This window comes from Shewanella sp. AC91-MNA-CIBAN-0169 (genome assembly GCF_040310165.1).
In the GTDB taxonomy this organism is placed as follows: Bacteria; Pseudomonadota; Gammaproteobacteria; order Enterobacterales; family Shewanellaceae; genus Shewanella.
This window is the reverse complement of sequence record NZ_JBEOPM010000045.1, coordinates 1-15342: the sequence shown is the minus strand read 5'-3', so window position 1 is coordinate 15342 and position 15342 is coordinate 1. Positions and strand designations below refer to the sequence as shown.

The following is a 15342-nucleotide window of genomic DNA, read 5'->3' as shown; positions in this document are numbered from 1 at the left end:
TTGCGGGAGTAGGACTTGAACCTACGACCTTCGGGTTATGAGCCCGACGAGCTACCAACTGCTCCATCCCGCGTCCGTTTGACACTGCTTTAATTCATCTTATTAAACTGGCTTGTTAGCGTGTTTAACGGTCTGCTTCAAAGCGGGGCGAACTATAGCGATCCCCGTTTATATTTGCAAGTAAAATCTAGGCGATAGCTATTTGTTTGCTGGTAAAATAAGCGAGTCACTGCTTTATCGTACGATATTGCCAAATTAACCCAAAAATAAGGGATTTTAACCGTCCATTTCGATAAGTCGTTGGGGTTATGTGTTTGAGCAGGTATAATGCTGCACTGAATTTTGCGTAACCGATGACTGACTAATACATGTTTAATTTTTTTGCTGCAGCCCCAAAGGGTTTCGAATATAGCCTTGCTTCTGAACTTAAAGAGTTCGGAGCAACCGACGTTAAAGAAAGTGTTGCTGGAGTATATTTTTCTGCTTCATTAGAGCTGGCTTATCGCATTACATTATGGACTCGTTTAGCGAGCCGTATCGTATTAGTCATCTATAAAGGAGCTTGTGATTCTGCAGAGCAACTTTATAACGCAGCATACTGCATTGATTGGCCATCGCATTTTTCCCATAAAAAAACCTTCAGTATTGATTTTCACGGCACGGGTGGTTTCATTAATAACACTCAATTTGGTGCGCTGAAAATTAAAGATGCTGTAGTTGACCGTTTTCGTGATGATGGTACTCCTCGTCCCGATGTAGAACGTGTCAATCCAGATTTTAAAATTGATGCCCATTATCGTAATGGTCAACTGACTATTTCAATGAATTTCTCAGGCGCTTCTTTACACCAACGCGGATACCGTTCAACTACGGGTGAAGCACCATTAAAAGAAAACCTCGCTGCCAATATGTTGGTTCGCAGTGGTTGGCAAGCTAATCCTATTACTGTGCTTGACCCATTTTGTGGCAGTGGCACGGTATTAATAGAAGCGGCATTAATGGCTGCTGATATTGCGCCTGGACTAAAACGTGAGAAATTTGGTTTCGAAAATTGGCAAAGTCACAATAAAGCAATGTGGCAGGTTATTTTTGACGAAGCTCAAGCGCGTGCAACATTGGGCAAAACTCGTTGTAAGCTTAAGTTTTACGGTTCAGACATCGAACCTCACCTGATTTCTATCGCTAAGCGCAATGCTGAGAATGCTGGTGTAGCTGAATTAATTGAATTTAGCGTGTCAGATGCACTCGATGTAACACCTCCTGTAAGCGAAGGTTTTTTGATTTCTAACCCGCCTTACGGTGAGCGTTTGGGTAATGTTACTGAGCTTTTACAACTTTATTACCAACTCGGTGATAAGTTTAAAAAAGAGTTTGGTGGCTGGAAAATAGCTATGTTGTGCAGTGATGTTGAACTTATATCATCGCTTAAACTAAAAGCTGACAAGCAGATGAAAATGTTCAACGGCGCATTAGAATGTGCTTTTAACATTTATACCTTACACGCCAACAGTACCCGCCGCGACGTGCCTGAATTGCCTGAAGGTGTTGATATTATCGACATTGCGCCAGCATTTGCGAATCGTATTAAAAAGAATGTTAAACAGTTTGAAAAATGGGCTAAAAAAGAGCGCATAGACAGTTATCGTTTATATGATGCTGATTTACCTGAATACAACGTCGCCATTGATAGATACGTGGATTATGTTGTTATTCAAGAATATTCAGCTCCAGCAACTATTCCTGAAGCGGTGACTAAACGCCGTATTAGTGATGTGCTATTAGCCTTGCCTGGGGCGTTAGGGATTCATCCTGATCGTATCACCTTGAAAACTCGTGAACGTCAGAAGGGTGCTAACCAATATCAAAAAATTGACGAACGTAAAGTTGAAGTTATCACTGAAGAATATGGTGCTAAATTTAAACTTAACTTAACCGGTTATCTCGATACGGGTTTGTTCCTTGATCATCGAGTTACACGTAAACTGGTTGGCGATAAATCAAAAGGCAAAAATGTCCTTAATTTATTCGCTTACACTGGGTCTGCATCAGTACATGCTGCGATCGGTGGAGCTAAATCAGTTACCACCATCGACATGTCTAATACCTACATTAATTGGGCCAAAGAAAACTTTGCCTTAAATGGTTTGTCTGGCGCTAAATACGATTTTATTCAGGCAGACTGTTTGCAGTGGATAAAAGATAATAGCCATCAGAAATATGAACTCATTTTTATTGACCCACCGACGTTTTCAAATTCAAAACGTATGGAAGACAGTTGGGATGTGCAACGCGATCATGCAGAGATGTTAGGTGGCTTGATTAAGCTACTTTCTCCAAATGGCGAGCTTATTTTCTCAAACAACAAACGTAAATTTAAAATGGATATCGAGGCGTTGAACCAAGCAGGTATCGACGTGACTAATATCGACCATTTATGTTTACCGCTGGATTATAAACGTAATCCACATATCCATAATGTTTGGCTACTGACTCATGCTAAAAAATAGTTCAGTCGCTTATGTGCTATTTCACACCGAGGGTTGTCATCTGTGTGAAATAGCTCAAAAATTGGTTGATCAAACCGCAATACATTATCAGCACATCGATATTTGTGATAACGCATCACTTGCAGAGCGTTATGGCATGAGCATTCCTGTATTTGTACAGGGCGAACGTGAGTTATTCTGGCCTTTCGATGCCGCACAATTACAAGAATTTTTAGGAGTTTAGATTGAGTCTGGTACGCATTAATAATGGCTCGTTAGCCTACGGTTACATTCCTTTGCTGCTAAATGCAGATTTTACCATTGAACCTGGTGAGCGCGTGTGTATTGTTGGGCGTAATGGCGCCGGTAAATCAAGTTTAATGAAAGTATTATCAGGTGATGTATTACTTGATGATGGTGAGTTTAATATTGCAAATGACGTTAACGTCAGTCGTTTACAGCAAGACCCTCCTAAAGCAGAAACCGGATCGGTTTACTCTTATATAGCAGCGGGTTTGAAAGAAATTGGTGAAGCGTTAGAACAGTATCATCAATTATCACACGATGTTGCAGATGCTAATCCTGAGCAGATGGACCGTATGCTGAATCAAATGCAACGTCTTCAGGAAGTGTTAGATCACAATGACGGCTGGCAATTAGATTCACGCATTATCCAAAACTGTCAGTTGTTAGGCCTAGATCCGGATAAGCCATTAAATGAATTGTCTGGTGGTTGGCAGCGTAAAGTGGCGTTAGCTCGTGCCCTTGTTGTTAATCCTGATTTATTACTGCTTGACGAACCTACCAACCATTTAGATATCGATACCATTGAATGGTTAGAGCAATTTTTATTAAGCTTTAAAGGCGCTATCGTATTTGTAAGCCATGACCGCGGTTTTATTCAAAGAATGGCAACGCGTATCGTCGATTTAGATCGTGGTGTCGTGGTCTCATTTCCAGGTAACTATCAAGTTTATTTAGATGGTAAGCAAGAATGGTTACGAGTTGAAGCTGAGAAAAATGCTCATTTTGATAAAAAACTTGCCGACGAAGAAACCTGGATCCGTCAAGGTGTTAAAGCGCGACGTACTCGAAATGAAGGTCGTGTTCGAGCGTTAAAAGCACTACGTACCGAACGTAGTGAACGCTTAAACCGTCAAGGTAACGCCAAAATGTCGGTATCTGATAACGAACGCTCTGGTAAGTTAGTATTTGATATTAAAAATGTTAACTATAATTTGCCTGATAAAAATTTAGTTAAAGATTTCAGTACTACTGTCATACGTGGTGACCGTATCGCGTTAATTGGCCCAAATGGTTGCGGTAAATCAACGCTAATCAAACTGTTAATTGAAAAGCTGCAGCCTCAATCTGGCGAAATTAAAGTCGGTACTAAGTTAGACGTTGCCTATTTTGACCAGTATCGTGAAGCGCTTGATCCAGAAAAAACAGTAGAAGAAAACGTTGGTGAGGGTAAAAGTACCGTCACAATTAATGGCCAAGATCGCCATATTCTTAGTTATCTACAAGATTTCTTATTCTCGCCAATGCGTGCTCGTACTCCGGTAAAAGCACTTTCTGGTGGCGAGAAGAACCGTTTGTTATTGGCGAGATTATTATTACGCCCTGCCAATTTAATTATTCTCGATGAACCAACAAACGATCTTGATATTGAGACGTTAGAATTGTTAGAGTCACTGCTTGCTGATTTTGCTGGTACATTACTTATCGTGAGCCACGATAGAGCATTTATCGACAATACCGTTACCAGCAGTTGGTGGTTTGCGGGCAATGGACAATGGGCTGAGTATGTTGGTGGTTACCAGGATGCTGTTGCTCAAGGTGCAAAGTTTTATTCTGAGGAACCTGTTGCAACTAATGTTGTCCAACCTACCGCAGTGGTTGAAACAAAGCCTGTCAGTATCCCTGAGAAAGCAGTCAAAAAACTGTCTTACAAATTGCAAAAAGAATTAGATACGCTTCCGAGCCAAATGGAACAGCTCGAGCAAGCTATTGCCCAATTGCAGCAAACCATAGCGGGTGCTGATTTTTATAATCAACCGCAGGATTTGGTCAATAAAACACTGCAGTTGTTGGCAGAAAAAGAACAGAATTTAGAAGTTTGCTTCGAGCGATGGGAAGAGCTTGAGTCACTGAAGTAAAGCATAATAAAACAGGAATAGTTACATGAAGTTAAAGTTTGATAAAGCCTTATCCCTTGTTGCGATAGGTGTATTAAGTGTGATTGGAACAGTTCAAGCTGCGCCAGTATATGAAATTGTTAATATTGAAGATTTCGACCTAAATGGCACTATTGACGGTACACGTAATGGCTATGCCATGGCGGTGAACAGTCAAGATGAAGTTGTCGGTATTTCAAAAGGTAAAAAGAAACTTAGTACCGAAGACATTGAAGGCGGCATCATTGATGTTGAAGATGGTATTTCTGATGCAGAAGAGATTACCTATTCAGTATTAACACCAATAGAGGCAAATAACTTCACTGTCACTACCAGTGCAAATGCCGCTGAAGGCGCTTGGAAGCCTTCATTTTATAGCCTAGCTGGTACGACTAATCCTACTGACGTAGACAGTGATGGTGAACTGGTTGTTAATTCAATTGATACCTTCTTCTATGGTCTTAACAGTAATGGCACCAAAGTAGGTTCTTATACTGGTGAACAAAAGACCTTGGCTTATGAAGGTACAAGCACAACACAAGAGCTTTGGTATTATCGTGATTTTGAACTTCGTGCCATTGCAGTAAAAGATGATGTTGAGTTTTCATTACTACCTCCTTACACAACCTATGTTCGTGAACAAGATGCTGACACTAGTGCAGCTACCGTTGAGTTAGGTGGTTCGTCTGTTGCAGCCGATGTAAATGAAAATAATCTTGTTGTTGGTTATGGTAGTACCGCATTGGCTTCATCAAGTGTTGACCGTGTAGATACCTGTATTACAAGCGCAGAAGACACTGATGCAGATAATCCTACGCCGCTCGCTATTTGTGTTCAAGATTCTCAGTATCCAGACACTAACAGCCGTCGTTATATTATTTATCAAACACGCGCTTTAGTATGGGATTTAAATAACATAGACGATGCCGGTGTACCTGAGCGTACTGAATTACCGTTAGGCTTAACCCCTGCAACGGACTCAACGCTAATTTACACCGCCCAAGCATTAGGTGTTAACAGCGATGATGATGTTGCTGGCCGCTCACATGTTTATCGTAATGGCGACACCGATAAATTATATTTTGATGCTGCTTACTGGAAAAAGAATGCCAATGGTGAATATCAATATAATTGGGTAGATATGGAGAATGAAGTCACAAGCTCTATCGCATATGATATTAATGATAATGGTATTTTAGTCGGCAGTTATCGTAAATATATTGGTGGTTATTTACGTGATAAATTCTTCACATTAGACACTAACAATCCAGAACAAGGGATTGTTACGCCGAATGACTTCCAAACCACATTGTCAGATTTAAGTAGCAAACCTAAAGATATCAACAATAAAGGACAAGTTGTCGGTTATGTTGAATCAACTTACGACAAAGAAAAGCCTCGTCCAAAAGTGGGTTTCTTATTTGAAAATAGTACTAGCGAATTTTCTAATTTAAACGATCTCCTTACCTGTGGTTCTAAAGGCTATGTACAGAATACTGATGGAGAGTGGGCTCGTCATCAAGTGAGTATTCAAGATGGTACTGGTGAAATATTAACTTATAACACCGATATTCAAGTTGTAGAAGCCAATAGCATCAATGAAGACGGCACTATTGTAGGGACTGCGTTTATTCGTAAGCCACAATATCAAACCGATGCAACTACTGGTAATGTGCTTGTCGGTGAAAATAATCTACCGCTATTTGAATTAGATGGGAACGGTGCTCCAGTAACAGCATATTTGCCGCGAATGGTTATTTTGAAACCAACCTCTGGTGAAGCATGTACGACTTCAGACACAGTTGAAGAAGTGGCTTACGTACGTCAAGGTGCAGCCAGTTTTGCTTGGTTATTCACTCTGCCATTATTATGGTTGCGTCGCAGAGTAAAAAAATAGGCTTAACTGTCATCAAAGACTCAGTGTAATCATTGTCATATAGCCCCTCAAACAGGGGGTAGTCTAGAACCATAAAAAAATCGAGGAAATATTCCTCGATTTTTTTTAACCTAATTCTCAATACCTTAATAAAAGATCATTAAAATGATGGTTTTTTTGGTTGATTTTGGTTAAAAAACGATCTATTTCTATATGCAAGGCTTCAGCTTTATCATGTCAAAAAGAAGCCTGTTACTGAAGAGGACTCATGCATGAAAAGACAGAAAAGAGATCGTTTAGACAGAGCATTTTCAAAAGGATTTCAAGCCGGAGTAGGAGGGCGTTCTAAGGAGGTTTGTCCCCATTCGAATCTGGATTCACGGTCTCAATGGTTAGGCGGATGGCGTGAAGGTATTGACGGTCGTCTTAATGGCCTATTTAACAAGTAGTACTTAATAAGTAACACTTAATAAAATGCCCTCGCGAAGTATATCGGAGGGCATTAAGCTACATTTTAAACGTATTTCGAAGTAAAGTGGCGTTAACTAGAACGTCGATGTATCGCTGAAAATACCTACTTTTAAATCAGTTGCTGAGTAGATTTGACGACCATCAACTTCCATCGTGGCATCAGCTATACCCATAACCAATTTTCGGTGAATTTTGCGTTTAATATTAAGCTTGTAAGTCACTTTCTTTGCATCAGGTAATACTTGGCCGGTAAATTTCACTTCACCCACGCCTAATGCTCGACCTTTACCTTCAGCGCCTTCCCAGCCTAGGAAGAAACCAACAAGTTGCCACATAGCATCCAAACCTAAACAACCAGGCATTACTGGGTCACTGATAAAGTGGCAATCAAAAAACCATAGATCGGGTGTGATATCGAGTTCGGCAATTATTTCACCTTTACCAAATGCACCACCATCTTCATTTATGGTAATGATACGGTCAATCATCAACATATTGTCGACAGGTAAGCGCGGTCTATTTGGGCCTAAAAGATTGCCATGACCACATGCGACAAGTTGCTCTTTAGTGAAACTATTAGCTTTTTCCATTTAAATCGATACCACTTAATTGACTGATAATACTAACAAGATAGCGAACACGTGTAAGCTAAACAACTCCGATCACTAAATAATGTGCAATCTAGCTAACAATTTAGCAAAAAAGTTCAGTTCCACGTCGTCATCATCTTGTCCGGCTAATTTATCTAAACGTTGTTGTACTAATCCGTAAAGCGTGTCTGGTGCAAAGTCGTTATCTTCATTCGCGACTCCAGCAGGCATTTGCATCAGCAGTTCAACTGCTTGATCCATATGCTCAATTGCATGGATATGAAATAATCCTTTATCAATGGCTTCAATCACAGCAGGTTCAAGATTTAGCTGTAATACATTGGCCTTAGGCATAATAACACCTTGTTCACCCGTTAAACCGCGGCGTTGACATAAATTAAAGAAACCTTCAATTTTCTCATTCACACCACCAATCGCTTGTACATTGCCAAACTGATCTAATGCGCCTGTAACCGCTAAACTTTGGATAATCGGTTGTTCAGCTATCGCAGACATTAAACAGCAATACTCAGCTAGTGAAGCGCTATCACCATCAATTTCTTGGTAAGACTGTTCAAATACAATATTTGCATTCAAATGAAGAGGCGCGTCACGACCAAAAATACGGTACAAGCAAGCAGATAGGATCATCATGCCTTTTGCATGAATATTGCCACCCAACTCTGATTTTCGTTCAATATCTGCCACTTCGCCATCACCATAATGCACTGATGAGGTAATACGGGCAGGCTCACCATAGGTATAATCGCCAGTATCAATAACCGTAAGGGCATTAATCTGACCTACCATAGCGCCTTTAGTTGGCAGATTTATAAAATTATCATCAAAACTTTGAGCAGAATATATTTCAGAGCTATTGTGACGGAATTTTAATTTTTCCAGTGCTTTAGCTATAGCTGCAGCATTCAATGTAGCTTGACCTGAATATACTTTTGCTTGACCTAATAGTTGCCTAAACTCCAACATACTTAAACTTAAGCGTTGTTGATGTTCAACCAAACGAGAGCTATACCAAAATAACGGTAACAAACTTGATGGTTCTAATTCAACAGATTCTGCTTGGGCAAGCACGTTCAACCATTGCACATAAGACGATTCAGGATGCTGTGTTAGATCAACTTCATTACTCATTTCAGCCAGCAATGGAAAATGGCGATTAAAATTTCGGTCTTCAACTCTAAGCTGGCTATACGATAAACCAGAGCCCACAAGTACAATTTTACAATTCAGTGGAATAGGAGTTAACTCATTATTAATACGATAAAAGCCATCGTGGATAATTTGCATCAACAAATCCCACAAACTCTCGCGCTGCCATAATGATGCTAAGCAAATAAACACGAAATGATTTTTGGCTAGTGCACCAGGTTTATAAACACTGGATTTATCCGTTTTAAGCATTCTACCGAGCAAATCAGCACGGCGAATAGTCCCTTGTAAATAGCAAGACAATGATTCTTGTTTAGCGATAATGCCGACATGTTCAGGAGGGAGTGTTTGTTGCCACTTAAACTGAATCTCTGCATCTTCTTGCTGTTTTTTAGTCGCAACAAGGTAATGACTTGAAGGCGTGTTAGCTTGAGTTACCAACGCATCAATAAATAGTGATCTATCTACCCCTAAAAAATCAGCAAGAAATAAATGTTGCGAATTTGTTTTGCTCATTAATTTGAATGTTTCAACCACTCGTTCTTGACCAAGCAGTATATGACTTGGAAAAGAAACTGAAGTCGATGCATCAGGTAAATGATATTGAGGAGCGAGTTTGGCACTAGGCAGTAGCGTTGAATTCATATAGTGGTAATTTAGCTGCGACAACGAAAAATAATGAGATGATATTAGCATAAAGCACCACAAAAGCCTTAGCAGATTCAACTCTTCTAGCTTACCTGGATGTTGTTGAAGTGATTCAAGTCCATAAAAGAGTCGCCAACGAGTTTTGTGTTGATTAAAAAAGTCTCAATGATGACAAAAATATGAGCATGCTGATTAAATGCTATGCACTCAGGTGTTTTTTTTAACTTTATGGTTTACAAGCAAACGAGTTACTTATATTATTCAGCCCGTTCGGAGGGATGGCAGAGTGGTCGAATGCACCGGTCTTGAAAACCGGCAACGGTTTATCCCGTTCTAGGGTTCAAATCCCTATCCCTCCGCCACATTCTAAAGTGAAAAAGCCATTGATAATCAATGGCTTTTTTGCTTTCTAGCATTTGAAAAATCATATTCTCAGACCCAAAACGGATGACTGAGACATATGTACCTATTCAGAGCCACAAATTGTACCTATTACACCCGCATGGTGTTGCCTGCTTATCTGCGTGATAAAGGCTTTGCTGCCGACATCAAAGTATCTTTACTCACTAAACAGCGCTCAATTGCGATAGGCCGTAACCTTGTCGTTGCGGGTATCTTACGGCCATTAATCAGCAACTTAACCCCACAATCACAGCCTGATGCGTTTAAGGAACACGTTAATCAATTGATTAATGATGCCCGAGCAGGCTTTGTTGGGGTAACCGAAACGCTTGATGATAAGGCCAAACCAGTGCGGGAAATTATCCAGTTGATTCCCACTCGGCCAACGCAATTAGCCCATAATAGTGCGACATATGACAATTATCCCTCACTAACAAACTTGGCATTCTCAAATAATTCGAGTAGTAAAAAACAAACAAATTCAGTCGCTAACGTCACATTGTTGGATGCGTTAATTAAGTTTATTGCGTCTAAACAAAAGCAGTCTGTCTCAGTGTTAACGGTAAAGCAGCTAAATCAACGTATAGGCCACTTTATTGAGCGAACCCACCTAGATGATGTATTCGACATTACCAGCGCTGAGGCGATGGAATACAAGGATTGTTTACTTGAAGAGGGCAGAAGCCACAAAAGTAACAAAGACTACCTAGCAGCGGTGTCGCAGTTCTTTAAATGGTGCAAATTGATGCGCTACACCAGCGCTAACCCGTTTGATGAGGTGAAACTGTCCAAGCCAAGTAACCAGGCTGGACATGATTTAGCGCGTCAGCGCTGGCAACCAGAGCAACTTAAACACGTACTGCAATCACAAGACTTTATCGATAAACAAGCTGACTTTAAATGGATAACGCTATTGATGCTCTATCACGGTTTACGGCCTTCAGAAGCCTGTCAGCTACACAGCAATGATATAACCACTATCGATGGTATCAACGTCATTCACGTCACCAATGAAGGCATGAGCCAACAACTCAAGACCGCACAGTCAAAGCGAACCGTTCCGCTGCATCAAAAGCTCATTGAGCTTGGTTTTGTTGATTTCGTTCAAACCATGACTAACCGAACATCAAAAACCAGTCAGTTAACAAGCAACCCGTTATTTCATTATCAACCCAGCAGTGATGGTGTTTGGTCACATAAGTTTTGTCGAGAGTTTGGCAAATTACTCGACCAACTTAACTTTATCGCAGGTAAACGACCTACAGCCTATTCATTCCGTCACACCTTTATTGATGAGCTTAAGCAACTGCAAATAGAAGAGTCGATGGTGGCACAGCTTGTTGGACACGTTTATCACAACATCACCTATGGACGATACGGTAAGCAATATGATGTAAAAACACTCAAACCTGTGGTGGATAAAGTCGACTACGAGTTGAACTTGTCGCAACCAACATAAGGTATTTGCCTGAAAAGGGGTCAAGGGGAACATTTGCCGATGCGGTATTAGGCACGACATACAGCTTAGTCGGTCACTAGCGGTATCTTTTTATACTTTTTGTGCCAATTTTCGCCCGTACGATTGAGGAAACTGATTTATATGAGCGATTTATTATCTTAATTGGCCACCGTAGGATGGCAAAATGACAAACGTCAGTAAATCCTGAGTGACTTTATACGCCAAAATTTGCTCTCACAGCGGCAAAAATCGACTGAGAAATGATGAAACGTACCCGCGACATCATTTCTCAGCCGCACTTATCAAATCCTACGGGCGAAATCCATACAAAAGCTTGCTGAGAAATCGAATTTTCACCATTTTTTACGTTAATTTTGCGTAACTTCTCACGTAAAAAGTGCAACTTAAACCGCTTCGCACTCAGTGAGTGCGAAGCAAAAACAGCCCACAATTATGTGGGACTACAACGTAACCCGGTACGCTCCTATCCCACTTTTGTTCCAAAAGGTCTGATAGGAGCTACGGGCAAGGGGAGTACCCCTTAACCCCAAAAGCATTTCAAAAAAGCGAAGACCAAAATTATATATTTTATGGTTCACAGCAAATTATTTCAGCCCCAGGGCTTGTGATACTTGCATAGGGCAAGCTAGTTGAAAAATATTTTGTTTTACATAAAAATGTAAATGAACTAAATTTAGAAGAATGCAACCTATAACTTGCATTATTCGTAATAAATGCGACTATATCGACTTAGAAGACGGAATAGGTTTATTTATGTTATTAAGATTTGGTTGTGAAAATTTCAAATCCATCAAGGATTATCAAGAAATTTTGTTCACTTGTTCCTCCGACAACAGTTGTGATCATCATAATTTGTTTAAAAAAGATGCTATTAAGGAGCATGTTTTACCTATAGTTGCCATTTATGGGGCAAATGCATCTGGTAAGACAAATATGATTGGAGCACTTCGATTGCTATGCGGAGGTATACTTCATAGCGCGGAAACGCGAAATGATAACGTTACCCCTTTTCGTCTTGATAGTGCATATTCTGAGAAACCTTCAATTTTTGATATAGACTTCATACTTGAAGGTACACATTACCACTATGGTTTTTCAATTAAGAAATCTGTTATTCAAGAAGAGTGGTTGTATGCTTTTGCTAATAAAACAAGAGTATCTAGAACTGTATTGTATTATCGAGATAAAAATGTAGCACCAGAAGAAGATGAATTTTATTTTGGAAAAAGCTTTAAAGGCCAAAATAAAAGCATTAGTAAGATAACTAGTGAAACCAGCCTGTTCTTGTCTGTTGCTGCATTATCGAATCATGTATTGGCTGAAGGTATTCATAAATATATAAAAGAGTCTATAAAATTTAGGTTTAGTTCCGACATATCAGAACAAACAGTTGGTAAGTCTATTTATAAATATTCATTAGAAAAAGCAATTTCTAATTTTATATCAAAAGTTGACATTGGTGCCGTTAGACTTTCATCTATCAAGGAAGAAAGAGATGAGGAAGAAAAAGATAAATTCCTAAAAGTATTTAACGCTATTAACTCCGTTCTTGGTAGCGAAGGCGTCAGTGGGAGTAATGTTGATGAATTCGAATATGTTGTAAATGTCTATAGAAAAGATCAGAATAAAAAAGAGGTTAAATTTAACTTTTCAGATGAAAGCCTAGGCACGAGAGCTTTAATTTCAATATTATCATCTATCTTTAATGTTTTAAAGAATGGTGGTGTTTTTGTAGTGGATGAGTTGGAGTCAAGCTTACATACCCTGCTATCACTGAAAGTTGTAGAGCTATTCAACTGTACTAAAAGCAACCCTAATGGAGCTCAATTACTCTTTACTACTCATGAAACACAATTGCTTAATTTTGATGGAGTTAGAAAAGATGAAGTTTGGTTATCTGAAAAGGGGATTGATGGCGGAACACAATTACGCCCTCTTACTGATTATGCAATCGATAAGCGCGCGAATCTAAGAAAGGGCTACCTAGATGGACGGTTTGGGGCTATCCCATTCTTAAGTACTTTAAATACATTCAATTTATTTGAGGATGAAATAGACGATGGGAAGTCCAAAACGATTTAGGCCTTCTCGCTCTTTAGCCAGAAAGAAAGATAAGATTGAACCTGGATTCAAAATTTTTGCTTTCTGTGAAGGACTTAATACTGAACCTAAGTTTATTGAAGATTTTATTCGAGAAAATAGTAATGGTTTGGTGACTGTAATCACAATTGGAGCGGCAGGTTCACCTTTTAAAATAGTATCAACGGCAGTAACAAAAAAAAAGGAACTTGATGAAATCGCCAAATTATCAATGGACTCTTTGGATGAGAAGTTCGAAGTTTGGGCTGTTTTTGATAAAGATGAACATCCAAAAATTCCGGAAGCTTTTCAAAAAGCTGAAGCTAATAATGTATATATTGCATATTCAAACCCGTGTTTTGAAATATGGCCAATTCTTCATTTTAAAAATCAAACAGCGCCCATTCATAGGCATCAATTACAGTCTGATTTGGGAAAGCTAATTCCAAATTACAAAAAAAAGGGTAGCAAAGAAATTGTATATTCTGATTTACCTAATGCATATGCTGAGGCAAAGTTAAAAGCAATTGCTTTAGGAAAAGATCATATCGCTATTGGGACTCCTTTTGGGAATCCTTATACAGATGTTTTTAAGTTGTTTGATAAAATTATTAAGAATGGGAAATAGCAATTTTCACCTGAAATCGTACCAGTTAACGAGTACTTTTTTCTTTGAAAATTACTTTACCTAGTTCGCGAAGGTTAAGGTTTTGATAGCAGGTGATTCTAGCCCCACTCATAGAATCTACAGTATCTCCAGATGAATATGAAAACAGATATTCACAGGCAAGCTAAGTGTCTATAAAACAGGGGAAAGATCAGTCACACCATTACTACCTCACTTCTCTGAGGAAGAAATACAATCATCAACTATATCTCTTAGTTTTTTTAACATGATAATTTGTATTTGTTTTTTTATGTCTTTATCAAGAACTTGATTGCTCTCATGCTTTTTTAATTCCCCTGCCATTGAAAATAAATTAGAAATATCAACATCTTTACTTCTAGAAATACTGTTATTATTTTTCGAGGGGATGCTAGGTATATCGTCCTTTAGCGGAAGACCATTGTAAAATTTTAAAAAACAGCCAAAATAATTTTCAGCAGTTCTTTCTGACACATTTTTATTAAGTATAGGGTTTAAGACATTAGCATATGATTCGCTTTTTATTTTTATTCTTAGTTCCTCAATAAATGCTGGAACATCTTTGATATTAGCGCCTTCTAGCGGAGCAACGAATGCCACAGCTTTATTTATTGATGATTTAGATGCCTGACTGCGCTCGATAAAAAGTCTTAGATCTGTAAATGTCATTATGATCGCACTCCCCGGTCATTCGATTTCGATTGAGTCCCCTCATTGGCTACTGTATTTTTTATATTAATTAGCTGAACAGAGAGTAGTGATGCAATTTCTGCCTCCGTAAATAAATTTGAGTTGAGCAATAATTTTGCCGCTTTTCGTGTATTTGATGAGTAACGTCTAAATTTAACTGCCATTTTTTGCTCGTAGAAAACATAATTTCAATAAATATAACAAATAGTTTGATAGGTGCAAAGATATTTCTTTGAATTTTCTTTGAAATTTATGTTGTAGATCTCTGATTTGTCTGTTTTAAATCTGATTCTCTGTGTTGTTTTCGAAAATGCAAATGCCGCTGCCAGTTTTATTTGACAACCTACGCATAAAATATTTAAATGTCATATATCGACCACGAATGTTCACTTTCTGAGATGTGACTTTTTGATTAGTAATTGATTATAATGAATTTTAGTTTTATTTTGTTGCTGATTGCTTGGGTTCAAATCCCTATCCCTCCGCCACATTCAATAAAAAGGCCCGCTATTTATAGCGGGCCTTTTTATTTGGCGAAAGATAGGGATCTGAACCCCGGGTTCCTCTTTATTAAAAGCAAGCTATCCCTCTTCTAGATTCAAGACCAAATGCCAAACCGACAAA

11 protein-coding genes and 2 tRNA genes are annotated in these 15342 nt (G+C 39.0%); 9 read left to right on the top strand and 4 right to left on the bottom strand.

Going from position 1 to position 15342, the window contains the following annotated elements; all coding sequences use genetic code 11:
• Nucleotides 1-73: transfer RNA gene (locus AAEY98_RS21840), tRNA-Met, on the bottom strand.
• 295 nt (nt 74-368) lie between these two features.
• Here AAEY98_RS21840 and rlmKL point away from each other — a divergent pair.
• From rlmKL to rmf, 5 genes are all read left to right on the top strand, one after another.
• On the top strand, nt 369-2507 hold the full coding sequence (gene rlmKL, locus AAEY98_RS21835) for a bifunctional 23S rRNA (guanine(2069)-N(7))-methyltransferase RlmK/23S rRNA (guanine(2445)-N(2))-methyltransferase RlmL (RefSeq protein WP_101086604.1): 2139 nt from the start codon (nt 369-371) through the stop codon (nt 2505-2507).
• Nucleotides 2494-2730: a glutaredoxin family protein gene (locus AAEY98_RS21830; protein WP_059744475.1), complete on the top strand. Its 237-nt coding sequence runs from the start codon at nt 2494-2496 to the stop codon at nt 2728-2730. Before rlmKL ends, AAEY98_RS21830 begins: the two co-directional genes overlap by 14 nt.
• Before the next feature lies 1 nt (nt 2731).
• Nucleotides 2732-4648 carry an ABC transporter ATP-binding protein gene (locus tag AAEY98_RS21825; protein WP_351019630.1) on the top strand — a complete coding sequence of 639 codons (1917 nt, stop codon included), beginning with the start codon at nt 2732-2734 and terminating at the stop codon, nt 4646-4648.
• 25 nt (nt 4649-4673) lie between these two features.
• On the top strand, nt 4674-6563 hold the full coding sequence (locus AAEY98_RS21820; RefSeq protein WP_351019627.1) for a DUF3466 family protein: 1890 nt from the start codon (nt 4674-4676) through the stop codon (nt 6561-6563).
• A 251-nt stretch (nt 6564-6814) separates the two neighbouring features.
• Nucleotides 6815-6991, top strand: coding sequence for a ribosome modulation factor (rmf, locus tag AAEY98_RS21815; RefSeq protein WP_011638106.1), 177 nt, complete (start codon nt 6815-6817; stop codon nt 6989-6991).
• A gap of 96 nt (nt 6992-7087) precedes the next feature.
• Here rmf and fabA read toward each other — a convergent pair whose 3' ends face one another.
• Nucleotides 7088-7603 carry a bifunctional 3-hydroxydecanoyl-ACP dehydratase/trans-2-decenoyl-ACP isomerase gene (gene fabA / locus AAEY98_RS21810; RefSeq protein WP_011638105.1) on the bottom strand — a complete coding sequence of 172 codons (516 nt, stop codon included), beginning with the start codon at nt 7601-7603 and terminating at the stop codon, nt 7088-7090.
• Nucleotides 7604-7678: 75 nt separating this feature from the next.
• Nucleotides 7679-9418, bottom strand: coding sequence for an AAA family ATPase (locus tag AAEY98_RS21805; RefSeq protein ID WP_351019633.1), 1740 nt, complete (start codon nt 9416-9418; stop codon nt 7679-7681).
• A 275-nt stretch (nt 9419-9693) separates the two neighbouring features.
• Between AAEY98_RS21805 and AAEY98_RS21800 the strand changes: the two genes are divergently transcribed.
• The 4 genes from AAEY98_RS21800 (at nt 9694) to AAEY98_RS21785 (ending at nt 14010) form a co-directional block, all read left to right on the top strand.
• Nucleotides 9694-9783 (top strand) — tRNA-Ser (locus tag AAEY98_RS21800).
• Nucleotides 9784-9881: 98 nt separating this feature from the next.
• Nucleotides 9882-11282: a site-specific integrase gene (locus AAEY98_RS21795; RefSeq protein ID WP_351019624.1), complete on the top strand. Its 1401-nt coding sequence runs from the start codon at nt 9882-9884 to the stop codon at nt 11280-11282.
• Nucleotides 11283-12056: 774 nt separating this feature from the next.
• On the top strand, nt 12057-13385 hold the full coding sequence (locus AAEY98_RS21790) for an AAA family ATPase (RefSeq protein ID WP_351019620.1): 1329 nt from the start codon (nt 12057-12059) through the stop codon (nt 13383-13385).
• Complete coding sequence (locus AAEY98_RS21785; protein WP_351019617.1) at nt 13363-14010, top strand: RloB family protein; 648 nt, start codon at nt 13363-13365, stop codon at nt 14008-14010. The genes AAEY98_RS21790 and AAEY98_RS21785 overlap by 23 nt, the downstream gene beginning before the upstream one ends.
• Nucleotides 14011-14220: 210 nt before the next feature.
• Here the strand turns inward: AAEY98_RS21785 and AAEY98_RS21780 are convergent, their stop codons facing one another.
• Nucleotides 14221-14697: a hypothetical protein gene (locus AAEY98_RS21780; protein ID WP_351019614.1), complete on the bottom strand. Its 477-nt coding sequence runs from the start codon at nt 14695-14697 to the stop codon at nt 14221-14223.
• Nucleotides 14698-15342 lie beyond the last annotated feature (645 nt).

Bases quoted from the DNA above. Each gene is read 5' to 3' on its own strand.
- AAEY98_RS21830 (WP_059744475.1), top strand. From the start codon at position 2,494: ATGCTAAAAAATAGTTCAGTCGCTTATGTGCTATTTCACACCGAGGGT.
- AAEY98_RS21785 (WP_351019617.1), top strand. From the start codon at position 13,363: ATGGGAAGTCCAAAACGATTTAGGCCTTCTCGCTCTTTAGCCAGAAAG.
- AAEY98_RS21820 (WP_351019627.1), top strand. From the start codon at position 4,674: ATGAAGTTAAAGTTTGATAAAGCCTTATCCCTTGTTGCGATAGGTGTA.
- AAEY98_RS21795 (WP_351019624.1), top strand. From the start codon at position 9,882: ATGTACCTATTCAGAGCCACAAATTGTACCTATTACACCCGCATGGTG.
- rlmKL (WP_101086604.1), top strand. From the start codon at position 369: ATGTTTAATTTTTTTGCTGCAGCCCCAAAGGGTTTCGAATATAGCCTT.
- AAEY98_RS21805 (WP_351019633.1), bottom strand. From the start codon at position 9,418: ATGAATTCAACGCTACTGCCTAGTGCCAAACTCGCTCCTCAATATCAT.
- AAEY98_RS21790 (WP_351019620.1), top strand. From the start codon at position 12,057: ATGTTATTAAGATTTGGTTGTGAAAATTTCAAATCCATCAAGGATTAT.
- rmf (WP_011638106.1), top strand. From the start codon at position 6,815: ATGAAAAGACAGAAAAGAGATCGTTTAGACAGAGCATTTTCAAAAGGA.
- AAEY98_RS21780 (WP_351019614.1), bottom strand. From the start codon at position 14,697: ATGACATTTACAGATCTAAGACTTTTTATCGAGCGCAGTCAGGCATCT.
- fabA (WP_011638105.1), bottom strand. From the start codon at position 7,603: ATGGAAAAAGCTAATAGTTTCACTAAAGAGCAACTTGTCGCATGTGGT.